The sequence below is a fragment of the Paenibacillus sp. FSL R10-2788 genome (genome assembly GCF_038003885.1).
Classification (GTDB): domain Bacteria; phylum Bacillota; class Bacilli; order Paenibacillales; family Paenibacillaceae; genus Paenibacillus_AQ; species Paenibacillus_AQ odorifer.
This window is the reverse complement of record NZ_JBBOQA010000001.1, coordinates 1,487,558-1,512,881: the sequence shown is the minus strand read 5'-3', so window position 1 is coordinate 1,512,881 and position 25,324 is coordinate 1,487,558. Positions and strand designations below refer to the sequence as shown.

Sequence of the window (25,324 nt, the reverse complement as noted above, 5' to 3'; positions counted from 1 at the left end):
CTGAGCTCAAATTATACGGGATTATAACGAGCATAAAAAAGCTCGGTTCAAATTTAACGTTGAACCGAGCCTGGAATATTTATCATCTAATACATGAACTTCAAATATTGCAAAAAAATCATGCTCTGCGAATTGTAAATTCAAAATCCATATCTAAGGATGGATTGATTTGATATTCATCAAGAACTGGAGCTCCCCAGCTGTCATCCCCGCCTACGCCCATTTGACGTCCAGCAATGGTAACAACGGTATAGTGAACGTTCGGCAGCTCATAATGATGCGTCGCATTCTCCAGCTCCATTGCCGAGTAAGGCGAGATATTGGCTTCAACAGGGGCTGTAGCTGGTGCAGATATTATAATGCCTTGGCCATAATCATTCATTATGGATACTTCGCGCACACCTGTGCGGTTACCCGATTCCTGCGGCACCAAATAGGACGACACATTATCCATCGCATGATTCTGGAAGCGACACAATCTCGCCCCACACGCACGGTCGATATAATTTTCTTCCGGCCCATTTGCATACCAATTCAGCTGATGATAATCCGCTGGCACCTTAAAGCTTAAAGCGAAGAGCGGAAGCTTTGGTAAACCCGCTGCTCCATGGTAGCTTGATTTCACCTGTATGCTTCCATCGGAGAACACTGTGTAAGTTACACTTACCCGTACTCCCTCTGATACCCTAAGCTTATACACGTAAGTCACCGTCGCACGGTCTTTCTCCTCCACTAGCTCGAAGCTTAACGTTCTACGGGTCAAGCTTGCTGCATACCAAGGGGAAGAGTCAAAATGCATTCCCGCCCCCTTGTCATTGTCTGTCATTGCTCTCCAGAAGAGCGGTGCCGGCGGTGAAGAGATCATTTCCTGCCCTGAATATTTAACAGAAATTAATGTACCCGCCTGCTTTGAGAACATTACGGAGAAGTCACGGCCATGTACGCCAATATTCACATCTCCTTCAACCACGCGAAAATCATTCACGACAGATGTTATCTTAGCATCTGTTAAAGACTCCTCGGCTGACGTATTTGCCACTTGAAAAACATGCTGGCCAAAAGCGATTTCATAACCGCTATTCGCCCATAAAGAATCTTCCTTCAGAACAAGAGAAACATCCAAGCTATACTCGCCAGGCTGATTCTTAATATCGGGTAGATCAACTTCTACATATTTTTCCTCGCCCGGATTAACCTGAGCGAAGACAGTTCCACGCTGGATGACCCTACCCTCATAGTTCAGAGCGTATTGTAATTCATAAGCATCCAAGCCCACAAATAAGTTTTCATTTCTGATTGTAAAACCCTGACTGTCCGGGAGCAGCTTGAAGTTCTGATACAGAAATTTCACTTCCTGCATTTTTGGCGACCATCTCCGATCCGCATACACAATTCCGTTACCAGAGAAGTTGTAATCGGTTGAACGGTCATCGAAGTCTCCTCCATAAGCCATGAAGGGCTTACCGTATCGATCATTTTTCACAATCACCTGATCCATATAATCCCAGATAAATCCACCCTGATACATTGGATACTTCTGCTCTAGCTCTGTGTATTTATGCAACCCCCCGACGGAATTGCCCATCGCATGCATGTATTCACAGCTAATATATGGTTTTAGCGGATCTTCTGTTAAATACCTTTCGATATCTGCTGCTTTCGCATACATCCGGCTCTCCATATCGCTCGAATCATCATATTCACGGTTATGGAACACCCCTTCGTAATGAACCAACCGAGTAGGGTCCTTCTCTCGAAAATAATTGGCTACGTTCAGAATTACTTCTCCTGCAAAAGATTCGTTCCCACAAGACCAAATTAGAATGGAGGGATGGTTTTTGTCTCTCTCCACCATGGAAATCGCACGATCCATCACGATATCCTGCCATTCAGGCTTATTGCCGGGGATGTTCCAAGACGGCTCAACTGCCCCCATTTTCTGCCATGATCCATGCGACTCTAAATTCATCTCGTCAATGACATAGACTCCGTATTCATCACACAACTCATACCACAGTGTCATATTCGGATAGTGCGAGGTCCGAACCGCGTTGATGTTCGCCTGCTTCAAGGTTTTTATGTCCCACAGCATATCTTCTTTTGTAATACTGCGTCCAAAGCGCGGATTAAACTCATGCCGGTTAACGCCTTTAAATACAATACGCTTGCCGTTTAAGTGCATAATCTTATCTATCATTTCGAATTTCCGAAAACCAATTTTTTGCGGCACAACTTCTACAAGATCCCCGGATGCGTTGTAAACAGAGACGTAAAGGGTATACAGATTAGGAGCTTCTGCGCTCCACAGCTGCACCTTTGTTGCCGCAAGCGTAAGCGAAAGGGAATCTCCTGAAACTTCACTTTCACCACTAGCCACAAGATTTCCTGCTCTATCCTTAAGCTCAATGAGCACTTTTGAGGCAGGTTTACCCAGCAACTGCAATTCAGCCGTCAGCGTTCCTTGCTCAAACTTTTCATCCAAATCGGTTTGAACGTGGAGATCCCGCACATGAACATCCGGCACGGTGTATAGATACACCTCACGAAAGATTCCCGAAAAACGCCAGAAGTCCTGATCCTCCAACCAACTCCCCGTGCTGCGCTGATAGACTTCAACCGCCAGCTTATTTTCGCCTTCCGTCAAGTACGATGTTAAATCAAATTCACTCGGTGTAAAGCTATCTTCGCTATAGCCAACAAACTCCCCGTTTAACCATATATAAAAAGCCGATTCAACTCCTTGAAAAGATATATACACCGGACGTTGCTCCCAGCCCGCAGGAACTTCAAAATATTTGACATAGCTGCCTACAGGATTGTGGTCCTCAGAGATCATCGGAGGTCTAAGCTGCTCATGACCGTCCCATGGATACATCGTATTCACGTACTGAGGCTGCCCATAACCCTGAAGTTGGATATGACCGGGAACTTTAATATCCTTCCAGCCTCTGCAAGACACGTCCTCCTTATAAAAATGAACCTGTCGTTCCATGGCATTTTGGGCATAACTAAATTTCCAGCTGCCGTTCAGGCTATGGCGCCAGGGCATTTCTCCAAGCGCTTCGGCTTCATTTTTCGTTTGGTAATATCGATGGTCAGAATGCGCGTGCACTCTGCCTATTGCATAAATGGACGGGTCTGATAACCATTCCAGACTTGGAGTGAGATTTCGTTCAACCTGCTGCTTCATCTATACTTCCTCCTCTATTCTTCACATGAACGCTAACTTATTTAACCGAACCCGTCATCCCAGCTACAAATTGCTTTTGCATCATGAAAAACACTAATGCTGTCGGTAAGGTCGTAATGACAATCGCTGACATGATCAGACCATAGTCAGGGGCATAACCTGAGCCTAGATTCGAGATAAGAAGGGGCACAGTCATATTTTCTGGTGATTGCAATACGATCAAAGGCCACAGATAATTGTTCCAGCTGTTTAAAAATGTGATAATCGCAGCGGCGGCGTAAGTTGATTTCATCGTTGGCATATAAATGCGGAAGAACAGACCAAATTCCGAAAGCCCATCGATGCGCCCAGCCTCCATCATATCCTTAGGAAACATTTTTGTACTTTGACGAAAGAAAAAAATTAGGAATGCTGTTGTAAATGTCGGAAGAATGACTGCCGATGCTGTATCGATACCGAGAAACGGCACTACACTAGATACTTTGGCGAACATTTGAAATAGAGGTACCATAATCGCCGCAAATGGAATCATCATTGAAGCCAGCAAAATATTGAATACGATATCTTTACTCCGGCTGCGGTACATTTCAAAACCATATCCAGCCGCCGATGCTACTAGCAGTGAAAGCACAGTAGTCACCACAGAGATTTTTGCAGAGTTCCAGAGAGCCTGCCACATATCCACTGAACTAAATAGATTGTTTATATTTTCCACTAGATGTGTACCCGGTAACAATGTCCCTTTGGTTACATCAACCGACTGGTTCGTGGCGCTTATAACCATCCAGATAAATGGAAAGATAGAGATCAGCGCAGCGATGATTAGAAACACGTAAGTAAACATGCGTTTGGTTTTCATTATCTCTTATCCCCTCCTAGTTTGTTCTGAATAAGCGTCAGAATGAGCACCATTACAACAATCGAATAGGAGACGGTTGCAGCGTATCCAAAGTTAGGTGTGTATTCAAAGGAAAGGTTATAAATATATTGGGAAATCGACATGGTTGCATTGCCGGGTCCACCTTTCGTGATGTTAACCACCTCGTCAAACAACTGAAGTGTTCCAATGGTCGATGTTATCGTCGTGAACAAGATAATCGGCTTCAATAGGGGAATTGTAATTTTGAAAAATTGTGTAAATGCACTCGCTCCATCTATATGAGCAGCCTCATATATTGATTTGTCGACATTTTGCAGTGAGGACAAATAGAAAATCATATTATAGCCAGTAAAGCGCCAAGTGATAGCGATAATGATAGTAACTTTGGCCCAGAAGGGATCGGTAATCCATTGAATCGGTTCGCTGATTAGATGCAGATTCACCAGAAATTTATTGACGATACCTTCGGCTCCAAACATGTACTTGAAAACAACGGAGTACGCTACAAGTGAAGTTACCGTTGGCAGAAATATCGCCGTTCTGAAAAATCCTTTAAATTTCAGTCTTTCGTCATTTAGCAGCACAGCGATAAAGAGCGCCAGCACCAGCATAACTGGGACCTGAATAATCAAGTAAATAAAAGTGTTTTTGACGGCTGTAAGGAAAGTGGTGTCGCTAAACAGACGAATATAGTTATCAAGGCCGGTAAACTGAAGATTGTTGCCTCTGCCTGTCTTGAAGGATAGAATTAAGGCTTGAATCATTGGATAAAAATAGAAAATACTGATCATAATGACCGGCACAAGAACGAATAACCAGCCTGTCAGATGGATTTGCCGTTGACCTTTAGTGCTCTTATGTCTTTGAGGGCTTAGCCCTGGCTTTACAGTTTCCACTCCACTCCACACCCTTCTGTCTGATAAATTAGAGATGAAAGCCCCTGCTACCCATCCTTCTGTAGAAATCCAATTTACAGGAGAAGAAGAAGCAAGGGCCTAGATTGTACAGCCTAAGTGTGATTAGCGAACTTGGGTATCTGCTTGCTTCTGGGCATCCTTCAGAACAGTATCTACATCTTTTCCACCAAGATAAGATTGCACTGCTACAACCATAATGTCCTCTATTGCGTAAGTGTTCATGCCATAGTTGACGTTAGGAATTTGTTCGGTCCAAGCCGCAAAATCGGATACGACCTTTTGACCTTTGAAAAATTCATCTGCAGCTGAATAAGCTTCTCCGCTTGCCGCAGCTTTTAAAGTGCCGATAACACCAACTTTTGTATTTAACGTCTGATACAATTCCGCATCAGAAGCAAATGTTTTTGCAAGGAACTCCGCAGCAGCTTCTTTACCATCTACATTCATTACATACCAGGAGCTGCCCCCAAGGTTGGATGCATGGACGGAGCCTGCTGTGGCTGCCAGCTTAGGAAGTGGAGCTACTGCCCACTTACCGGATTGGGAAGCTTCGGCTTTAATTGAAGGTGTAATCCAGTTACCCGTTGGCACAGTAGCCACTTCACCACTATTGAATGCGCCTACAAATTGACTCCAGTCTGAGTTAACTTTCACGATGCCGGAATCCATCATTTCTTTGTACAATACAAGCGCCTCTTTCAAAGCAGCGTTGTCTGCAATGGTCGGAGTTTGACCGTCTTCACCCGTATACCATGCACCCGCCGATTGAATCATGACCCGGATAAGTCCAAGATCATTGGGATCCAGTGTGATCATGCTTTTGCCGGTTTTTTCTTTTACAGCCTTACCGATCTCGATATATTGCTTCCAGTCGATATCCTGTAGTGCATCCAGGCTATAGCCTGCTTGCTCAAGATAGTCTGTACGTACATACATTCCAGTTACACCAGAATCAAACGGAACACCATATTGCTTGCCGTCAACACTGGTCGGGCCAATTTTGTAATCCGCAAAATCAGCAGCTTTTACAACATCCGTCAATTCATAAAAGGAATCCGGATACGCTTGCAAAAAGCTTTGCGCACGGTAATCCTCAATCAATACAATGTTAGGAAGACCCTTCGTAGATCCAGAGTTCAGTCCTGTGTTCAGCTTTTGCACGATATCAGCCTGCGCGTTCTCAACGACGTTTACCGTTACGTCTGGATTGACTTTCGCATAAGCTTCTTTAGCAACATTCATGGCTGCAATGTTAAACGCTGGGTCCCAAGCCCAAACTGTGATCTCTTGTGGCTTGCTGCTACCTTCGCTTCCGGAGTTGCTCGTTTCGTTTTTCGTTCCACCTGAGGAACATGCCGAAAGTAGAACCACACTAGCCAGCATTACGGATAATAATTTTTTCACTTCGTAACCCCCTTGATAATCTGTAAAATAATAAAGATGGAAGCGTTTTCTCTGCTACGCTTCCATCTTATCATTTTGTATTCGCTTTCTTTGGCAGTATCTTTGTTAGCTTTGGTGTTATTATTGGATTCTATTTTTACTCTAAGATCGACTCTGGTACTATTTTTAGGTTCTTGTAAAAATTTTAGCTTTTTAACAATGGAAGCGTAATTATGATCTTCGTACCTTCATTTCGTTTGCTTGTAATGTTAATACCATAGCGCTCTCCGTACAACAATTTGATTCTGTCATCAACATTCCGTATACCGATCCCGGAGAATAATTGTCGTTTGTGCTTCGAGGCTGGCAGCTGTTCTTCTTTCATCAAATTCGGATCAAGGTCCATCCCATCACCATTATCTACAACTTCGCATACAAGCTGATCTTCCTGAACGGCGATCATGATCAGAATTCTTCCCTCATCTTTAAGATTGAATGCATGAAAGAACGCGTTTTCGATAAAAGGCTGCAGAATTAGCTTTGGCATATGATAATCCAAGCTTTCAGGCTCCACAAAATAATTGACGCGAATCTTTTCACCGTACCTTACATGATTGATATACACATAATGCTTCAGCGATTCTAATTCCTGACTAACAGGTATAGTGGATTGAATATCACTGACAGTGTTTTGCAGGAGTGAGATTAGCGAATTTATTGTTCCAGCTGCTTTTTCCTTGTTGCCCTGTTGCACCAGAAATTTGATAGAAGCCAGCGTATTATATAAAAAATGTGGATTGATCTGCATTTGAAGGGCGGCCAGCTCCGCATTACGCTGCTGCTTCTGGGTCTCCATCAACCGATCAACATAATCATGTAGGGAATCAAGCATAAAATTGAAGGCATTTCCTAGCTCCTTAACTTCATAACTACTAGTGGCGACATCCACATGATTATCAAATCCCCCCTTAGGAATACTCGACATCTGTTCAACGAGTACACGCAGGGACTTCGTCATTTTCCTGGTAATTAAAAATACAATAATAAGCGAAATGGCTACGATAGCCATGATCGTCAACGACACTGCTTTAGCATTTACCATCTGACCCGTTACAGCTTTCTTATCGATCAGATTCACCAAATAAACATCAAATTCAGGCAAGTATTCCGAGAATACTACCCGTTCATTCCCCATCACATAGACAGATTCTCCATTGTCTCCTGTGCTCTGTTCATCAACTACTTCATGAAGCAGCTGTTGATCGGTCAGCCCAATCAGCTCTGTCCTGTTGCTGGATACAATTTGCCCTTTTGCATTCAGCAAAACAACATCATTACCTTCACTCGTAAAATTGGCATAGAAGGCCTTAAAATCGCTATCACGAATTGCAATGTACATAGTGCCATAGATACGGCCGGTCGAATGATCAAATAGAGCTTTAGAAGCCACTAACAGGATCTCTTTCTTTTTGGTTTGACCATCCTCTTTTTGATAAAGTTGGTACAGAATTTGCTGTGGATGGGCCACTGTCGCTTTCGTAATCGGGTGGTTCTTCAGTTCATCAGCAGTAGCAGACCAATACCAAGGATCGGTTGAATAACTTCTGCCATTCGCACCTACAATCATAATACCCACATCAAAGGCACTCAGGTTGGAGCGGACTGCCCGCATGCTTTCTGTCATCTGGTAGGTTTTGATAGCGAGTGTCAATGAATCCGTCTCTCCCCCGGACAAATAGCTGCGGATGGCACCTTTCTGAGCTGTCATTGTAGCACCCGTAGCTACAACGTTGTTGTAGGACTCCAAGTTTGTCTTCATCTGATTTAGTAGTTTGCCATTCGTTATGCTGAAGGTCTTTAAGAATAAATTTTCTGACATACGGATGGTAATAGACAAAGTCAGCAGGGATACAGCAACAATGCTTATGAGGGTCACAAGAAAAAGCTTGAGAAATAGGCCCTGCTTTCTAATCTTGTTAATGATAGTTCCAATCATGGTCGCTCTACGTCCCGTCTTCGGTACTGGCTCGGAGAAATACCAGCCTGTTTCTTAAACACTTTAGTGAAATAACTCTGATCCGAATAGCCCACACTAGCGCTAATATCAGAAATTGTTTTTTCCGTTGTCACGAGTAACTCCATGGCTTTCTCCAAACGGACTTTGTTCAGATATTCATTAAATCCTTCACCATTCTGAGCTGTGAAATGGCTCGATAAATAAGAAGCGTTGAAATGAAACTGCCGCGCAACCCCAGTCAACGTGATGGGATCAGCGTAATGATCCTGAATGTATTCAAGCAAGCGGGTCATATTTGGATTGATCGTTAGGTTCGTCTCACCAATCGCACGTTCAGCTTCGCGAATAAAAGCTTCAGCAACAGCGATTGCATCTCCGGCATACATCGCTTCATCTATTTTTCGAAAGAAGTCGTATTTGGATTCCTCCAAGCCTCCGGTCTCATACTTCATTTTTCCAAGTGTGGTCGCTACGTTAAATATAAAATTCCCCAATAACGATTTGAATTCGAAAATATCGGTCCGATAATCCATCGAACGGAGATGAACATATTCCAGAAATCCAGTGAATGCCTTCTGGTATTGCTTACGTTTCAGTTGTTCCATTAATTCGCCCATATCATATTCCTGATATGCACTCGGAAGGCTGGGCAAATGATCATTTTCAATTAAGCTTCGATCCGGCAAGTAGAAACTGTATCGTGTAAGCTTTAAATAATTGTCTCGATAAATCTCCCCCAGCTTATTAAAATCCGTAAAGCTTTGACTGATAACGAAATGTGTTTCTCTCGCCCAATGGTCCATCTCCGAGACTAGATATCGGAGCTCTATAACAAGCTCGTCCCACTGTTCCGGCTTTGCATTAAGCAAATATATAACCGAATCATTGACAAACTTCAGCCGAATAAACACTGTATCGCCCAAAGGGAGCTTACTAAGCCCTTTTTCTATTTTTTGTGTGAAAGTTAACCTATCCCCAGAATCTTTAATATGTTTCATATCCGCTCCGAAAAACGCGAATAGTGTGTGTGGAAACTTTGCATGAAGCAAAGCAGACTCAAGCCCAGACTCATATCCGGTCATAAGCTTCTCGATAACTAGCAAAACTTGCTTTTCCCCAGGATCCTTTCCTTGATCGGTCATCTCCATCCCTACCAATTTAGCAGTGGTTTTATTTAGGATGGTTAACAGATAATCAGCTTCCAACTTTGGCTTCAGAATGTAGTCCGCTACACCACTTTGAAATGTGGATCGGACATAATCATATTCACTGAAACTACTTAAGACGATTACTTCAATATGAGGGTATTTCTCCTTAACGATCTTGACCAGTTTCTCCCCGCCCATTATTGGCATAACAATATCTGTAATGATCACATGAGGATTAACCTCATCCATCATATTTAGTGCTTCAAGACCGTTAGCAGCCTCACCAACAATTCGATACCCTTCATTTTCCCAATCCAAAAGATGTTTGATTCCTTGTCTTACAAGCATCTCATCATCAACAATCATAATTTTGAATATTGGTTTCATTTCTTCCCCCTTGCAGCCCTGAGAATGATTATGCCTTTTTCCTTGAATTGAAAATCTCTTTGTAACCGTTTTCTTTTTATTCGTTAGTATACAATACATCCAACAAGGAGCAAGCTCCTATACAAGTAAAGCCGTAAGCTTACTTAAAAATTGTTCATTCCAAATAATATGCCCCACCGACAAATATGGTCAACCTCTCATTTTCATTCTATGAAATATTCTTAAGTTAAGGACAAGAACTTCTACATGATAAAACAAAAAAAGCCGCGATAATTGCAGCTTCATTGTTAATGGAACAATAAGCCAAATAAATTATTTATTGGCTTATAGATAAAGATAATAAGAAACAGCGGACTGGGGATGTTCAATTTTAACAACGAGCAGAAGGTCGCGCCAAGACCCAAAATCCAAAAAATAAAATATACGCTAAGATCACGCACTCGGCGCTTTCGCATTAATTTAGGCAAATCAAGTGCCATACAACCTACAGCAATCACCAAGAATAACAGTACTAGCATTTGACTTCACTCCTTGATTTTTTCAAGAAAAGAATTATCTGTGAGACCCACGCGGTTAATAACTGCTGAGGCTTTGTAATGGATGCGCAATGATTTAAGGTAATCGTCACCCTTTTGTTGCTGCAGCTTTGCCCAAGCTTTAGGGCTGGCATGGTAGATCGATTGTCCGAATCCCATAATATCAACATTGAAACGATCATTTACATGCTCCACAGTTTTTTGCATCCGCTCTATAATCCGCTCCTCTGTTTCCTTTTCCAAACGTTTTATAGTGCTTTCCGATTCCAAATTTTCTACACTTTGCACTTCTTCAATATTGCAAAGCGTCTTAACACTAAGGTAAATATGCGGCTCCCCATTAATGATTTTCACTTTGCGTTTAGTTGTAGCCTGGATCGCTTCGATTACTATGGGCTTTCCGTCTTCCCCTGCGATCGAGCCAGAATGTGCGGTTACCTTATCGTTGATATAATTGTAACCAATCGTTTCTCCCTCGTTTAGCCAACCGATCAACTTGTCTTTTTTGAACACAGCTACAGTATGGTATTCCAATCTTGCCTTAGGCATTGTTCGCTCTACATTGCTTTTGTCTTCTCCATCTTTGGGATCTCCTATAATTTTCACTCCGGTTAGCACAGGATTCTCACCTTCAGACAATAAATTCTCAATAAAATCATCCAGCGTGACAGCGACTGTTTTTGCTGAATCTTTATAAGAATTATCCAAAGAGCTAAATAATTTGTTCGCTGGTAATTTATCCATAGGTGTAAGGACATTCAAGACATTGCTGGCGGTTGTATCTCTGGCAACCATAACGTAGAAATCCATCCGGGGTTCCCGACTTCTTTTAAATACATCGAGTATCTCACCCACTCCGGTGCGGGCAAGCTCCTCCCCAATCACCAACACCCGGATATGACCGAGATAACTTGACCTAGAGCTATCCAGATTCAGCTTACGCAGCGCATCATAAAACGTAGGTACAGTAAATTTATATACAACCACTGGGACTCCACTGCCTCCCCCTCCTCCATTCGTTTGGGAGGAAATCGCAGATGGAATAACGACCTGCATCGAAACGGTATAACCTTTTTCTGCCTTGTCAATCCCTATCCCCAAGACAAAAGCTATCTCATTCAGCTCTTTCTTTCCCAACAGCCGCTTAGCACTAACGTAAATTGGAGAGCTATCATTAATCGAAGAACGCCTCTAACTAATTTTTTATTCATTTGGTTGGTTCCTTATCACTGGATGTGCTTTGACGAAACAGGTTCTGCGTCTTATTCTCAGCAGGCCTTGTCTTTAAAAACGGCCACGGAAAGCGAAAAATAGAGTCTTTTAAATCTTTGGAATTATACGGTCCGAGCGGACTCATATAAGGCATTCCGAAAGAACGCAGACTCGACAAATGCAATACGATGATGAAAATACCGAAGAGAATTCCATATAATCCGATAAATCCGGCCAAAGCTATAAGCACAAAACGGATCATCCGCGCAGCTATAGACATTCCTGTCTCCGGAATAACAAAACTAGAAATGGCTGTTAGCGATACAATAATGACCATTGCGGATGAAATAAAACCCGCTGCTACCGCGGCTTGTCCAATCACCAACGTTCCGACAATGGAAATCGCCTGACCAATATTTTTGGGTATCCGCACCCCGGCTTCCCGCAAAATCTCATAAGTCATTTCCATGATCAGCGCCTCAACAAAAGCAGGAAAAGGAACACTCTCCCGCTGGGCAGCTAAACTGATTACAAGATTGGTCGGTATCATCTCCTGGTGATAGGTAGTAATCGCAACATACAATGAAGGGGCAAGCAAAGTAATAAAAAATGAAATAAAACGAACTAATCTCAGCAATGTTCCAATATCAGCCCTTTGGTAATAATCCTCAGCTGACTGGAAAAATGCCACAAAAAATGTGGGCACCAGCAGTACAAAAGGAGTTCCATCAACAAGAATGGCCACTTTTCCTTCCAAAATACCCGCTGCAATCGTATCCGGACGATCACTGTTGTATACGGTAGGAAAAGGTGTAACTGCCGTCTCTTGAATAAACTCCTCAATATATCCACTCTCGAGAATACTGTCCGTATCTATTTTATTCAGACGGCGCTTTACCTCTTGCACCAGTTCCTTATTCGCGATGTTACTTAGATACATAATGGATACGCTGGTTTGAGTCACCCTTCCGATCTGAACGGTTTCCAGCCATAAATGGCTATCTTTGATTTTTCGCCGAACCAGTGCCGTATTCGTCCGTAAATTCTCAGTGAATCCTTCCATTGGACCCCGAACAACCGACTGTGAGCTAGGCTCCCCTACATTACGATCTTCCCAGCCTGGTAAGCCGATCCGCAGAGCGCTGGATAACCCGTCAAGCAGCAGCATTATATTACCGGACAATAAATGATGAATAAATTGGCTGTAATCGTCAATGACGGCTATATCGCCGGCTATTAATATCTGTTTCTTAATCATCTCAAACTTCCGCTCGGGAGAAAGCCCCCTCAGCTGTTCGTAAGGAATGTGTTCCTGCAAGGAATACAAAATTGAATTATGCAGCACCTGAGTATCCACAAGACCATCTATGTAAATCAAAGAAATATGAGTGTTCTCTTCTATCTGCAACTCTTTTATCACTACATCAGAGCTTTCACCCATCAATTGGTACAAATTAGCAATATTAACTTCCAACCGGCTTGATAATGTACCAATCTCCGTATCTTTCATGATGCAGCCTCCACTTCTCCATAGATAGATGAGTATAGTTTGATGTTAATTATGATAATTATTCCTTCGGATTAAAAAATCGGGATGGCATAATTCTGGTAACTACAACCATACTAAAACTAGTCCAATAAATTTGAGGGGGTATATGAGTTTGGAGAAAGATCGAATTAGTACCAATCAAATGATTATACTCGGGCTATTCACATTTATTGGGGATATGGCGCTTGTGTATCCGGCGTTAATGATATCAGGAGCGAAACAAGATGCATGGATTGCTGCTTTGATTAGTATTCCCTTGGGTCTAGTGACCATAAAACTGTTACTCTGCTTAGCGGACCTTGAACCCAACAAGAATATTATCGAGCTTAGCCTACAAATTTTAGGGAAATGGGTCGGAACTGCTGTGGCCTTATTCTATTTAGGGTTCTTCCTGATTGCTGCCTCCACCTACATAAGAGAAATTGAAGATTTCATGTGTACACAGATTTACGAGAAAACACCCGGTGGGGTTATTCGTTTCATGGCCATTTTCCTGCTGGTATATGGGGTACGACTTGGCCTAGAAACATTGGGCCGGGCAGCTCAGCTTTTTTTCCCTTTATTTGCAGTTTTTTTGATCGGTCTGCTGCTCCTGCTGACCCCCGATGTCAAAATGGAACGTTTATACCCCATCTTGAACACACCAGTACCGGACATGCTTCATACTTTGATGTATGGTGTTTTTTATCCTTTTGGCGAATTGTGCGTGTTTCTAATGATATATCCTTATGCTCAGAAAAATAGCAAAACAAGCCGGGATATTTTCATAGCCTTGATCATCGGAGCTCTGGGCCTTAACCTCATCTTATTGTTTTCCCTTACCGTTCTAGGTGTTTACGCTTCTGAACATCAATTTTATGCCGCTTATATTCTTGCTCAAAAAATTAATATTGCTAATTCTCTGCAACGTATTGAAGCGCTTATGGCTACAGCATGGATTATCAGCACGTACTTCAAAACAGCAGTTTATTACTATGCTTTAACCTTAGGTACAGCCCAATTATTTAAACTCAAAAGCCACCGTCCTCTGATCATACCCACTGGATTTTTGTTATTCGGTATGTCACAGCTGATTGCCAAAGACATCATTTTCTATGTGAAGGAGATCCCCGCCTACTGGGTAGATTGGGATTTCACCTGTGCATTTGTTCTGCCGCTTATGTTGCTAGTTGTGTATAAATTTAAGAAACGCCATGCTTCTAAGGTTTAAACGACACTAGATTATGGACAAGTGAAATTAAGATTGTAGATACGAATCCCACTTAAAGATCTAATTAAGCTCCGCTAAAATAATTGGGGAATTTCTCCCTGAAATTCTGGGATTTTCGTTCATTAGACTAATGATCAGGGAAAACCTCCCTAAATTTCAGCTAATTCGTTAGCAATTAAAGAAATTCCCCTTATTATTAGGGAGGAATTCCCTAAATTCGTTCATTTAGAGCGAATATTGGTTATTTCCAGGGAGTTTTTCCCTAATTAGTTTTAGGCCGGCTTCGCACACTCATAAACGCAGACAACACAAACGGCCCCCGCATACTGCTTATCGCACCGTCCAATAGATATCGTCCCCAACAGGTATCACACAAAATGAATATTCCGCCGCCCAACCTAATGGCATAGAATACTTTGTGTGCGTAGCCCATAGTCTATTGGCTACAGCAAGAATCCGCTTATAGCCTTTTTACTAAAAAGAAGCTGCCTCATAAGTAGTATTCACTACTTTTGAGACAGCCTCTTTATTCATAAGTTTCTTGTATGAAGTAAATCTATTCCTTCTTATCCAAAGAAATCGAGGACGGAGTTACATCACTGACAGGTTCTTTTGCCACTTCAAAAGTGGATCCGCAGGCCGGACAAAAGCGTGCCTCGATCGCCACATTCCCACCGCATGCTTTGCAATGCTTTACATCGGACAACTCAGCAATTTGCTGAAGGTTCGTCTCAATCTCAGCCTTCAATTCGAGAATACGATTGATATTAGTCTCGATTTGCTCACTTGGCAGTGGTCCTGCACCTTGAGTTACGGCTTCAAATAACAGTTTGCCCATAACCTGATACTGCTGGTCAATATCATTTTGCTTACCGTTATTTTGCAGCTTCAACCGGTTAATCTCCACCACTGTTTTTGCTTTATTCCCAGCCTCGCTTACCCCTGCTTTTACTTTGTTAAAAAAACTCATATTCAGCCCCCAATTCCGTAGTAGTCATATATAAGCATATTTCGACACCGCCAGAAGTATTCCTTTCTTTATTGTACCTAACTTCGTCCATGGTTTGTAGCCTATAACCGATTTACTAACCCTTTCCCCGCCTTCCTGCGGGAACGAACCTCGACTCAGGTCTGGTATACAAAACCGCCTCCAGGCCGTTTTTTCGCATGCAAAAAGATATTAGAATGAGTACATAAGCAAACGGGTTGCAGGATTCAATAACAATCACACCCATACGAGAGGAAGAAAACAATAAATGAAAAAATTATATCGTTCCCAAAGTGATCAGAAGATAAGTGGCTTGTGCGGAGGTCTTGCTCGTTGGTCTGGTATTGATGCTACAGTAATCCGTCTCGTTGCTGTTGCCGCAGCATTGTTCAGCTTCGGAACAGTACTTATCTTCTACGTCATCGCTAGTATCATCGTTCCTAAAGAACCTTTTAACAGCTTTTCAGATGGACATGATTTCTATTAATAAATCGTCGTTTAATACAAACTAACCCTAATCCAACCATAAAAAAAGGAGAGATAGAACATGAGTCTATTAAAAAGAATTTCCACAATTACTAAAGCAGCCCTACACGAAGGTTTAAACAAATTAGAAAACCCGGTGTTGCTGACAGGTCAGTATTTACGTGATCTTGAAAATGATATCGCTAAGGCGGAACGCAATGAGCGTGATCTGCAAGTTACAGCAAGTGTGTTGGAACGCCGTAAGCAAGAATATACTCTGTTAGTAGAGCAAAGTGAAGCCGAAGCCGTTCAAGCAGTTGAACAAGGAAATGAAGAAAGAGCTCGTCTGGCACTCATAGCCAAGTTACGGTACGTAGAACAGTTGGAAGAGTCCATAAATAGCCAAGTACAAACTAAGCAATCCCTTGCAGAGCTTGAGATCAATATCGCTAGAGCAAAAGAAGAGCGTGAACATCTCAAAGCGAAAAGAACTGAACTTATCGCTCGCGCTCAACAAGCGACAGAAACACTCAACTCTGCTCCACGTTCTTCTACGAAAGGTCTAAATGTAGGATCAGCTTCACAAGGTTTCGAACGAATGGAAGAAAAGATTTTCGAGTGGGAAGCATTGGCGGAAAACTCCAAAAATAAATTCAATACAGGCACAGGAATAAGTCCTTCCATCGATCCTAACCTGCGTAGCGCCGTTGACATCGAAATCGAGCGAATCCGCAACCGTAAAACCAACACTGAAGTAAACACTGAGAAAAAATAAATAGGACAACAAGCCTCTTACTACTCAGCTATTGAGCTGAATAAGGGGCTTGTTTTTTACTTCTTTTCATCCCGCGAATCCATTTTTTCGTTTCTGGATCCACACGATAAGACTCAGTGATTTTCTGCAAAGCTTTGTTGTAAGTGAAATCATCTAAGCTGTTGTTTCTCAAATAACTCATCGTAGGCTCTGGCAATTTCACATAACAAATCGAAAGCGCCCAAGAAACCGCCATTTTTACATAATAGCCTTCATGACTGACCTTATCGAGCAATTGTAAAATCCGGCTGATATACGCCTCTTCAATAAAGAAATTAAGCATCATTACCACAGCAAAACGGATTTCATATTCTTGATCTGACAATAGGTAAGGCATTATAAACTCCCACACCCGTTCTTTATTCTTTACGGTAAACTTCAGGCCTGTGCAAAAGCTATCGCATACGGACCAGTTATCAATTCTGGGAATAAAGTCTGCGATATAACGTAGGATTTCTTCAAGATCTGTCTTCACGTAGCCAAGCACCATACCTTGCAGCATCACTTCTTCAAAATAATCTGTCTCGGCATGCTCCAAATAGGCTCTCCAATCACCCTTTGCAATGATTTTGGCAAGCTTGCGCAGTTCCGGTAGCCTGACGCCTATAACATTATCTATCGTCGGAATTAAGGCCGCAGAAAACTTCTGGTAGTCCACCTCTGCCAAATTCAATAGCTGTTCTCTTATTGTTTTTTCCATAGTAGTACCCCTTACCTGTCCATTATTCAAATGAAATTTCCCATAAATATATAGAAGCTACAGAACCCAAAGGAGAATAGTTCAGCCGGTAATGTTCAAATTGATCTTTGGTAAGCTTATCAAGTCCATATAGCTTCATCATCCCCCGACGAATCGCAATATCTCCCCAGCTGACCACATCCCGTCGTTCCATAGAATGGATTAACATCATTTCTGCCGTCCACTTGCCAATGCCCTTTAACGTCATAAGTTTTTGTATAACCTCTTGATCTGATAACCCAGGCAATTCCTCCAGCTTAAAATCACCCTGAGCGACCAAATTGGAAATCTCATGGATACATAGTGCCTTTTTCATCGTCATCCCACAGCTTTGAATCTCATCCGCCGTATGTAACGCTAACTGCTGCGGAGTGATGTCTCCGAACTGAGCCAACATTCTGTTCCAAATGGTCCGAACCGCTTTTACTGAAATAAGCTGTCCTACTATAGCATAGATAAGCGCAGTAAAAAGATCCGGTATAATTACACGTTCCACTCTGCCCATCCGTGCCATAGCTGCGCCAAGTACTGGATCCACACTTCGGAGATAATCTATGTCTTCTTGCCCATAATCAAAAAACTTAGTAATTACGCTGCTCAAAGTGTTTCCTCCCGTATCTGATAGTGATGACCCTAATCCTAATATACAATACCTATTTGGCAGTGTACGGATTGTTGAATAGAATAGCAAGATAGCGAAACTGGAAAAAGCCATAACATCCCTAAGATAGGTGGTTATGGCTTATTGTAGCGCATAGGCTTATTCATTCTGAATAATGTATTTTTATGCTCGCAGGATTCTTTTTTCTTTCGCTGCCCTTAGCCACATGGGGAATTCATTCAGTAGCTGATCATACAGATCTTCATCAGTCACCTTTTCAATTTGGTCCAGATGAAAAAAATTGGCGTTATCCACCAAACGTCCCTTCATCGTATCAAGTTGCTTCAATACTTCAAAATCCGAGTTACCGATTCCGACAAACTGCCAAAAAATTGGTTGGACCGAAGCAGCCATAATCACATTTTTAGTGGATTTCACTACACCACCATCGTTAATAAATATGATAAATACCGGTGTAGAATCGGGTTCTTCCTCCGTATATTTTTTAATGATATCCTCCATTACTGGCGGTTCATTATTGCGGCCAAACTTATGAATGGTACGATTATTTAAAATATGTGTAAACACATATCTTCCTAAATCCTGCTCTGTCACAGGTGGCAGCCGGCTAAACTCCGTATCGTACACCCACACATCTAACGATTGGTTATCATCAAATTTGCAGGCAACGGCTAATATACGCTCAACTACTTCTTGAACGGTTCCATTATTATAAAGATTTCTCATAGATCCTGTAATATCCAGGACAACGCCTACCCTTGCGATGACTCCTGTCAGATTCTTTTTTTCTAAGGTGATCTGAACAATTTTTTTACGTAAATCAATAGAGGACAGTACATTCTTCTCTTCATAACGGATCGTCTCTAAAGGCAGGGTTAACTCAGCTGTGGCCGCTACCTCAAGGTTTCCTTCGTCTTCTTCAATAACGAGCCCATAGTTTGTACATAAAGCAGCCAATCCTCCCTCAAAGCCACTACCAATCGCACTGAATTTCCACTCTGAACCATAGCGATATAGCTCTCCAACCACAATAGCCGAATCCGTCGACAGGTCAGAGCCATACTCGAAAACGAATAATTCCTCACCGCTAGCAGCATCCACTAAGCGCAGATAAGGAGAGGTTACTTGCTTCATAGAGTGTCCTAATTTTTCTCCTTCATAGATCGTTAAAGTTAAAGCTATTCTAGTAATATCCTTAGGAAGTCGAGAAAGCGTAATGGCGATAGCCTCTTTATCCCCTTGTTGTAAGACAGAATGAGTTACAGCTTCGTCTATAGACAACGGATTGCCATAAAAGATAAAGTTCTCATCGCGTTCGCAACGGTTCTGTTCTGACAGTAAAAAAGCAGCAGAGTCTATGCCAATCCTAATATCAGCAGTCATCCACCCAAATTTCAGCAAAAGCTTGTTCACGTTTCTCCCTTTCGTAATATCCACCTTTTGCCCCTTTATAAGCCGCACTCTACCATCTCCTTATTTTTACTGAACAGCTCATTGTGATTCACTAGATTGTATTTATCATTTTACTACTTTAATATGAAACGTATATATGATAGATAAGGAGCTTTACGAATGGACTTTATAGCAATTGACTTTGAGACCGCGAACTCCAGTCGATCCAGCGCATGTGCCTTGGGACTTGTGGAAGTTAAAGCTGGAAATATAACCGCAGAGCATTCTTGGCTAATTGACCCGCAGCAGCGGTTTGATGGCATGAACATTTCGATACACGGCATCACACCATCAATGGTAATCGGCCAACCTACTTTTCAAGAGCTATGGCCCACCGTTGAACCTTTACTACACGGACAAATCGTCGTGGCGCATAATGCTGCTTTTGATATGAGCGTCCTGCGTTATTGTCTCGATGGAATGTCCCTGAGCTACCCAAGCTTTCAATACTTATGTACCTATTTATTAGGCAAAAAAATGCTGCCCGACCTGCCCTCCCATAAACTTAATGTAGTCTCCGATTTTTTCGGCATTACGCTAAAGCACCATGATGCCTTGGATGACGCACGCGCAGCCGCTGCAATTCTAGTAAAACTTATGGAGCAGGAGGAGCACTATGATCCTCTATTGCTCTCTGCCAGTCAAGGATATACTAGCGGAACGATGTTTGCCGGTGGGTATACCCCATTTTCGACTCGCGCGAAAAAGCCTGCTAAGAAACAAGGCACTAAACATAAACCCTCCATTTATAGCAGCCGCGCCACTTTGTCCAAATAACCAAAGAACATCAAAAACCCCCAACCAGCTCCTTTCTGCTGATTGGGGGTTTGGTTTTACAGAACATCACTTAAATCTTCAAACGATACACAGCCTTATTCTCTAGACCTCTGATGAACGGTGTCCATTCCTCGGTCTCCGGTGTGGTATCCAAAGCATCCTCCACCATTTGCAGCTTCGCATCCATCGCATCGATATGATGCAGAGCGACTGCCTCAGCTGTCTGTGGCTGAACAGGACTACCCCATTCGCCCAGATTATGATGTGACAATACGAGATGCTGTAACGCCATAACCTTTTCCGAATTCAAATCAATATCTAAACGGATAGCCGCTTCCGTGATCCAATTAGACGCCATCGAGATATGGCCAATTAATTTGCCCTGAACGCTGTATTCCGAGACAATCCCAAGCTGGGAGACCATCTCCTCCGGCTTCGCGATATCATGCAGAATGATCCCGGCCTTCATTAGATCTGGATTCAAGAACGGACGCTGCTTGCACAGAAAATCACCGATTTCCAGCATACGCACCATATGATAAGCAAGTCCGGCAAAATAAGCATGATGATGTGTTTTGGCTGCCGGATAATGCATCAATTTCTCTTCCACTTTACCCACACAAAAAGAGACAATTGAAGCAATTTCCGGATCCGAAATACTTGCCATAACCCCTTTAATCGTATGAATAAGGTCTACTGGACGAATTGGGGCAGAACGGATGAAATCCGTAAGTGCAACGCCATCCTCATCGTTAACCAACCTGATTTTAGTAATTTTTATTTGTAATTTCTCACGATAAGTATGAGCAATCCCGCGTACCTTCACAAGCGCCATAGGAAAAAAAGTTTCTTTATCAGTTGTGCTGGCATCCCAATATTTCGCGGATAATTGTCCAGTGGAATCCCCCAGGACGATGTCAAAATAATCTTTTGGAGGAGTGCCGTTCGTTTGTTTAATTGCCAGCTCTCTTAAAAGATAAAAGCCAACAAATTCATCTTGTGGAGCGAGCTGTTTAATTTGTGTCATGTTGGAGCCTCCTATTAATAACAGGCTTTCGGCCTGCTCTCTATATTAAACTTTAGACACTCACCTCCAAAATCCCTTTAAATCACTATACGATCTATTTTCATATTTATGTACAAGCCAAGAATATTTGAAAAAGGAGGCTACTCCCCGGCCATATTCTGGCACTGGAATATCCTCCTTTTATTATAAAACGATAATTATTTACCAGCCGATTCAAGTGCTGATTTAATAGCTTCTACCGCTTTAGCGGATATTTCTTTCTCTGCATCATTTTTTCCGAAGACTGCTGGACGGTAACCATATTTGTGCAGGCTATATCCGGTCGATGTCGACTCGATTTCACCTTTCACTGCCAGCTCCGCGTCCGTTAACTGATTGATTGTTCTTACACTTCCGTTTTTATCCAAATAATAAACAAGCATTTTGACAGGAACACCGTACTCTACATTCACCATAACATTTACAAGCTTATCGGCACTTACACCAATGAAGATTCCATCGAAATAAGCCGCTTTATTAGCTTCTACAACCTCAGCTTTTCCGTATGCTCTATCCACCGCAGTCTTTAAAGCCACGCTGCTGCTAGTTGCACCGGACACAGCATCTACTTCCTGCACGCCTTCTCTAGTACCTGCTGCGAGGAAGCTAGCCGTCAACTGAGGAATTGCTTTTACCACCTCAGGGTAAGCAGCGTTCCCTCTATCTACAAGGTTCATTCCTACACGATACAATGCTACATTTACGATTTTGCCGTTACGCAGGGTAACGTCCGCTCTGTTCGTTCCTTTATCATAAGCATCACCAAATGCAGTAAAGGTTCCGTCTTTATAGGTTCCTTGGACTTTGGATGCATTGGTCAAAGCATCTGTCAGTGCTGCTTTAGCTGCTGCCGACAATGCTTCTTGGCCTGTAATATCGGCCATTTGCACACCTTTTTCTAACAGCCCGGATGTGAGTGTAGCTACCCATCCTTTTTGTTCTGCACTCAGTTTATCGTCAGCAATCAGCTTGCCGTCAGCTCCAAACAGACTTACTTTAATGCCTGTTACCGCATCTGCATCAACATCAACTAGCAGCAGCACTTTAGATTGATTATCTACTCCGGCAAATTTGCCGTCAAAATATTGACCTTCAGCAGGAACCTTTAGCGCTTTCTCAAATGCTCTTTCTACAGCTTGGTTCCAGCTGTGACTACTTTCCGTAGCTCCGGAAATTCCGTCAACCTTTTCATCATAGTTAGCGATATATGAACCATTCGCTAGCAGCTTAGCTGTCATAGGAGCATTTGCTTTTACTACTTCCGCATAAGCTGTTGCCCCTCTGTCAATCAGGTTATTGCCAAGTCTAAACAGCTTCACATCAACCAACTTACCGTTGCGAATCACGATGTCAGCTCTTTCAACGCCAACACTTCTTGCCGTACCATAAGAGGAATAGAATCCGTCTACATAAGCAGATGTATTGTTGATTATTGCATTCTGCTCAGCATCCCAGAAAGCGTTAATCGCTGCTTTAAAGTCGGCTTCAAGACCTGCAACAGGTTGTGCCTCTGTTCCTTTGGCCAGCAAGGCCGGAGCTATAGCTGCAACCGCTGCCGCTTGCTCAGCTGTGTAAGCTTTCTCCTCAATGAAATCACCAGCGCTGTTCATAGGATACACTTTAACATCTGTGAGCTTGTTGGATTCGTAGGTCGCAAATACAGAATATTTACCTGTAGGATCTACGCCCATATGAACTCCATCAAAGTAAACGGCATTTGTATCTTTCACTGTTAGAGCTCTTTCAAACGCTCTATCTACAGACAATTTCCAGCCATTACTGGAGCGGGTAGCTCCCGAAACAGCATCAACTGCCGCTGCTCCATCTCTTGTTTTGCCAAGCAATCTATCCTTCATCAATCCATAAGCTTGCCATAAAGCACTATAATTGTTACGGGCATCTCTATCAATCAGCTTAGGACTGGTTCTCAAAAGCTCAATGCTAGTAATTTTGCCATCTTTAATTTCGATCTTGGCACCTTCCGTGCCTTTGGAGTATGCATCGCCATAAGCTACGTAAACTCCATCTTGGTATACGTTTTCATTAACTGTAACAGGCTTTGCTGTAGCCACAGGCTTAACAGTTTCTGCTGGTACTACTGTCGCTGCTGGTGCAGCGGTTGCTTTTGGGGTTGCTACTGGTGCTGCTGTAGCTTTTGGGGTTGCTGCTGGTTTGGCTGTTGCCTTTGGCGTTGCTGTTGGTTTTGCCGTTGGCTTTGGCGTTGCTGTTGGTTTTGCTGTTGGCTTTGGTGTTGCTACTGGTTTTGCCGTTGCATTTGGTGTTGCTGCTGGTTTTGCCGTTGGTTTTGCTGTTGGTTTTGCTGCCGGTGCATCCGCTTCTTCGGAGGCTGCCGATACTGCATCCACCTTCAAGTTTACAGCAGGCACATTAAGTGTGTAAGCAAACGGCGCTAACAATATAGCCGCGCTAACCGTTAAAGAAATTAGTTTTTTCAATGAAAATTCTCCTTTACCAAACCCCAGTGATATGTAGCTTTTTGTTAACCAAACCTTTTTCGTACGATGCGCCCCTTCTCTTCTTATGAAGCATAACTTCTCTCTTCATAAGAACTCATCCCCCCTCTCATGCTTTTGCACGCTCGATTTTCAATAAAAAAAATATCTTGAATCTATTTCACTTCTTCCTTTTAACACAAAGCTGCATAAAAGGTGAAATAATTCACATAAGTTATTATAAAAACACTTACACCCGTTTTCCATCAATTTCTGGTTTGATACTACCAGACCTTTCTGCGGTTCTTCTGTATCGAAAATCACACACCCTATAAGAAACATCACTATTTGCGATTAAAATTAATTTATACACGCAAAGTGATCTCAATAACTGTGCATTCAAGGTTAGCTATGCTATTTTAGAACGATCTCTTATATGGGAAAGGAGTTCTGTGCTTTGAGCAAACAGCCACCTATTGGAGTTATACTCGCCCAAATCGGCACCCCTACTGCACCAACTGCAAAAGCTGTACGGCCTTATCTGAAACGTTTTTTATCAGATCGCCGAATCATAGATTATTCTCCTCTGCTGTGGCAGCCTTTGCTGCGAGGCGTGATTCTGCGTTCACGTCCACGCCGGTCCGCTGAGCTGTACAGTCAAATATGGACAACCGAAGGATCACCACTGCTCCTTCATTCTTCAGCTCAGCAATCTGGATTGCAAGAACTGCTGGGTCCAAGGTATCAGGTAGAGCTTGGATTGGCTTATAGCGAACCCAGCATGGAGCAAGCGATGGCGAAATTCGACACGGCCGGAGTTACCCGAATTATCATTGTGCCGCTGTTTCCGCAATATTCGTCCACGACTACCGCATCCGTATTCGATCAAGCCAGCTTTGCAGCCTTAGGTCGCCAAAGCTCCACTGGACCTGTAACTAAACGTCTAATTCCGGCTCTAAGATTTATTGATGCCTACTATAATGAGCCCGGTTATATTTCAGCCTTGAAGTCACACCTGCTGCGTCAAATGGAGAATCTGAGCATAGAACCTGATTATTTTGTACTGACCTTCCATGGGATTCCCAAACGGTATGCGGATACCGGTGATCCTTATCCGCAGCAATGTATGGAAACCGCACGTCTTCTTGCTTCTGCTATGAATTGGGAGCCCGAACGCTGGCAGCTTAGTTTTCAATCACGTTTCGGGCGAGAAGAATGGGTAGGACCGTCTACAGCGGATGTTCTGGGAGAGCTTGCCGGACGAGGAATACGTAGACCTCTGATTTTTTCACCGGGTCTTGTGACCGATTGTCTGGAAACGCTGCATGAGCTAGCCATAGAAGGACGAGAACAATTCGAGGCTGGTGGAGGACAAGCAGAGGAATTTATGGCAATTCCCTGTTTGAATAACCATGAGGATTGGCTTGATTTTTTGGCTGAACTTGTAGAAAAAAATGCCCAAGGGTGGTAAAACAAAAAACCGTCTTGTCCACAGATCATCTCTGTTGCAGACAAGACG

General features: G+C 42.8%; 20 protein-coding genes and 1 pseudogene. 5 read left to right on the top strand and 16 right to left on the bottom strand.

The features are described 5' to 3' along the window. Positions 1-118: 118 nt before the first annotated feature. From NSQ50_RS06675 to NSQ50_RS06635, 9 genes are all read right to left on the bottom strand, one after another. Positions 119-3,190: a glycoside hydrolase family 2 TIM barrel-domain containing protein gene (locus NSQ50_RS06675; RefSeq protein WP_076224217.1), complete on the bottom strand. Its 3,072-nt coding sequence runs from the start codon at positions 3,188-3,190 to the stop codon at positions 119-121. Between the two features lie 37 nt (positions 3,191-3,227). Beyond that, positions 3,228-4,049 (bottom strand): carbohydrate ABC transporter permease, encoded by an 822-nt coding sequence (locus NSQ50_RS06670; RefSeq protein WP_076141119.1) that lies wholly within the window; start codon positions 4,047-4,049, stop codon positions 3,228-3,230. Beyond that, positions 4,049-4,861: a carbohydrate ABC transporter permease gene (locus tag NSQ50_RS06665; RefSeq protein WP_235219373.1), complete on the bottom strand. Its 813-nt coding sequence runs from the start codon at positions 4,859-4,861 to the stop codon at positions 4,049-4,051. The genes NSQ50_RS06670 and NSQ50_RS06665 overlap by 1 nt, the downstream gene beginning before the upstream one ends. 228 nt (positions 4,862-5,089) lie before the next feature. After that, positions 5,090-6,391, bottom strand: coding sequence for an ABC transporter substrate-binding protein (locus NSQ50_RS06660; RefSeq protein ID WP_036675885.1), 1,302 nt, complete (start codon positions 6,389-6,391; stop codon positions 5,090-5,092). A gap of 184 nt (positions 6,392-6,575) precedes the next feature. Then, positions 6,576-8,366 carry a sensor histidine kinase gene (locus tag NSQ50_RS06655; RefSeq protein ID WP_076224219.1) on the bottom strand — a complete coding sequence of 597 codons (1,791 nt, stop codon included), beginning with the start codon at positions 8,364-8,366 and terminating at the stop codon, positions 6,576-6,578. Then, complete coding sequence (locus NSQ50_RS06650) at positions 8,363-9,922, bottom strand: response regulator transcription factor (RefSeq protein ID WP_036675962.1); 1,560 nt, start codon at positions 9,920-9,922, stop codon at positions 8,363-8,365. The genes NSQ50_RS06655 and NSQ50_RS06650 overlap by 4 nt, the downstream gene beginning before the upstream one ends. 287 nt (positions 9,923-10,209) lie before the next feature. Next, positions 10,210-10,440, bottom strand: a complete 231-nt coding sequence (locus tag NSQ50_RS06645) for a hypothetical protein (protein WP_036675888.1) — start codon at positions 10,438-10,440, stop codon at positions 10,210-10,212. A 6-nt stretch (positions 10,441-10,446) separates the two neighbouring features. Beyond that, positions 10,447-11,595, bottom strand: coding sequence for a Ger(x)C family spore germination protein (locus tag NSQ50_RS06640; protein WP_256717062.1), 1,149 nt, complete (start codon positions 11,593-11,595; stop codon positions 10,447-10,449). 70 nt (positions 11,596-11,665) lie between these two features. Then, positions 11,666-13,180 carry a spore germination protein gene (locus NSQ50_RS06635; protein WP_076099516.1) on the bottom strand — a complete coding sequence of 505 codons (1,515 nt, stop codon included), beginning with the start codon at positions 13,178-13,180 and terminating at the stop codon, positions 11,666-11,668. Positions 13,181-13,325: 145 nt separating this feature from the next. Here NSQ50_RS06635 and NSQ50_RS06630 point away from each other — a divergent pair, with 145 nt between their 5' ends. Further along, positions 13,326-14,429, top strand: coding sequence for a GerAB/ArcD/ProY family transporter (locus NSQ50_RS06630; protein WP_036675894.1), 1,104 nt, complete (start codon positions 13,326-13,328; stop codon positions 14,427-14,429). A gap of 556 nt (positions 14,430-14,985) precedes the next feature. On the opposite strand, the gene NSQ50_RS06625 is transcribed toward NSQ50_RS06630, so the two are convergent. After that, positions 14,986-15,399, bottom strand: a complete 414-nt coding sequence (locus tag NSQ50_RS06625; RefSeq protein WP_036679993.1) for a zinc ribbon domain-containing protein — start codon at positions 15,397-15,399, stop codon at positions 14,986-14,988. A 286-nt stretch (positions 15,400-15,685) separates the two neighbouring features. Here NSQ50_RS06625 and NSQ50_RS06620 point away from each other — a divergent pair, with 286 nt between their 5' ends. Next, positions 15,686-15,904 (top strand): PspC domain-containing protein, encoded by a 219-nt coding sequence (locus NSQ50_RS06620; protein ID WP_038569266.1) that lies wholly within the window; start codon positions 15,686-15,688, stop codon positions 15,902-15,904. Between the two features lie 60 nt (positions 15,905-15,964). Continuing rightward, on the top strand, positions 15,965-16,657 hold the full coding sequence (locus tag NSQ50_RS06615; RefSeq protein WP_076224222.1) for a PspA/IM30 family protein: 693 nt from the start codon (positions 15,965-15,967) through the stop codon (positions 16,655-16,657). A gap of 28 nt (positions 16,658-16,685) precedes the next feature. Here NSQ50_RS06615 and NSQ50_RS06610 read toward each other — a convergent pair whose 3' ends face one another. From NSQ50_RS06610 to NSQ50_RS06595, 4 genes and pseudogenes are all read right to left on the bottom strand, one after another. Beyond that, positions 16,686-17,396, bottom strand: coding sequence for a DNA alkylation repair protein (locus tag NSQ50_RS06610; RefSeq protein ID WP_036679998.1), 711 nt, complete (start codon positions 17,394-17,396; stop codon positions 16,686-16,688). A 22-nt stretch (positions 17,397-17,418) separates the two neighbouring features. Further along, complete coding sequence (locus NSQ50_RS06605; RefSeq protein ID WP_076224224.1) at positions 17,419-18,036, bottom strand: DNA-3-methyladenine glycosylase family protein; 618 nt, start codon at positions 18,034-18,036, stop codon at positions 17,419-17,421. 183 nt (positions 18,037-18,219) lie between these two features. Next, on the bottom strand, positions 18,220-18,891 hold the full coding sequence (locus tag NSQ50_RS06600; RefSeq protein ID WP_256717063.1) for a vWA domain-containing protein: 672 nt from the start codon (positions 18,889-18,891) through the stop codon (positions 18,220-18,222). 111 nt (positions 18,892-19,002) lie between these two features. Further along, a pseudogene (locus NSQ50_RS06595) lies at positions 19,003-19,518 on the bottom strand (TerD family protein); the annotation flags it as partial. 111 nt (positions 19,519-19,629) lie between these two features. Between NSQ50_RS06595 and NSQ50_RS06590 the strand changes: the two are divergent. Beyond that, the gene (locus tag NSQ50_RS06590; protein WP_036680002.1) at positions 19,630-20,286 is read left to right on the top strand and encodes a 3'-5' exonuclease; all 657 of its coding nucleotides are present in this window, start codon (positions 19,630-19,632) and stop codon (positions 20,284-20,286) included. Positions 20,287-20,356: 70 nt separating this feature from the next. On the opposite strand, the gene NSQ50_RS06585 is transcribed toward NSQ50_RS06590, so the two are convergent. Both NSQ50_RS06585 and NSQ50_RS06580 read right to left on the bottom strand, forming a co-directional pair. Then, positions 20,357-21,313: a 3'-5' exoribonuclease YhaM family protein gene (locus tag NSQ50_RS06585; RefSeq protein WP_036680004.1), complete on the bottom strand. Its 957-nt coding sequence runs from the start codon at positions 21,311-21,313 to the stop codon at positions 20,357-20,359. 197 nt (positions 21,314-21,510) lie between these two features. Then, positions 21,511-23,808, bottom strand: a complete 2,298-nt coding sequence (locus NSQ50_RS06580) for an FMN-binding protein (RefSeq protein ID WP_076224229.1) — start codon at positions 23,806-23,808, stop codon at positions 21,511-21,513. Between the two features lie 454 nt (positions 23,809-24,262). Here NSQ50_RS06580 and hemH point away from each other — a divergent pair, with 454 nt between their 5' ends. Then, the gene (gene hemH, locus NSQ50_RS06575; protein WP_036680010.1) at positions 24,263-25,276 is read left to right on the top strand and encodes a ferrochelatase; all 1,014 of its coding nucleotides are present in this window, start codon (positions 24,263-24,265) and stop codon (positions 25,274-25,276) included. Positions 25,277-25,324: the final 48 nt, after the last annotated feature.

Excerpts from the sequence above, each read along its gene's own strand:
- NSQ50_RS06675 (WP_076224217.1), bottom strand. The coding sequence starts at position 3,190 with ATGAAGCAGCAGGTTGAACGAAATCTCACTCCAAGTCTGGAATGGTTA.
- NSQ50_RS06585 (WP_036680004.1), bottom strand. The coding sequence starts at position 21,313 with ATGACACAAATTAAACAGCTCGCTCCACAAGATGAATTTGTTGGCTTT.
- NSQ50_RS06590 (WP_036680002.1), top strand. The coding sequence starts at position 19,630 with ATGGACTTTATAGCAATTGACTTTGAGACCGCGAACTCCAGTCGATCC.
- NSQ50_RS06655 (WP_076224219.1), bottom strand. The coding sequence starts at position 8,366 with ATGATTGGAACTATCATTAACAAGATTAGAAAGCAGGGCCTATTTCTC.
- NSQ50_RS06625 (WP_036679993.1), bottom strand. The coding sequence starts at position 15,399 with ATGAGTTTTTTTAACAAAGTAAAAGCAGGGGTAAGCGAGGCTGGGAAT.
- NSQ50_RS06665 (WP_235219373.1), bottom strand. The coding sequence starts at position 4,861 with ATGATCAGTATTTTCTATTTTTATCCAATGATTCAAGCCTTAATTCTA.
- NSQ50_RS06635 (WP_076099516.1), bottom strand. The coding sequence starts at position 13,180 with ATGAAAGATACGGAGATTGGTACATTATCAAGCCGGTTGGAAGTTAAT.
- NSQ50_RS06620 (WP_038569266.1), top strand. The coding sequence starts at position 15,686 with ATGAAAAAATTATATCGTTCCCAAAGTGATCAGAAGATAAGTGGCTTG.
- NSQ50_RS06610 (WP_036679998.1), bottom strand. The coding sequence starts at position 17,396 with ATGGAAAAAACAATAAGAGAACAGCTATTGAATTTGGCAGAGGTGGAC.
- NSQ50_RS06615 (WP_076224222.1), top strand. The coding sequence starts at position 15,965 with ATGAGTCTATTAAAAAGAATTTCCACAATTACTAAAGCAGCCCTACAC.
- NSQ50_RS06630 (WP_036675894.1), top strand. The coding sequence starts at position 13,326 with ATGAGTTTGGAGAAAGATCGAATTAGTACCAATCAAATGATTATACTC.
- NSQ50_RS06650 (WP_036675962.1), bottom strand. The coding sequence starts at position 9,922 with ATGAAACCAATATTCAAAATTATGATTGTTGATGATGAGATGCTTGTA.
- NSQ50_RS06645 (WP_036675888.1), bottom strand. The coding sequence starts at position 10,440 with ATGCTAGTACTGTTATTCTTGGTGATTGCTGTAGGTTGTATGGCACTT.
- NSQ50_RS06670 (WP_076141119.1), bottom strand. The coding sequence starts at position 4,049 with ATGAAAACCAAACGCATGTTTACTTACGTGTTTCTAATCATCGCTGCG.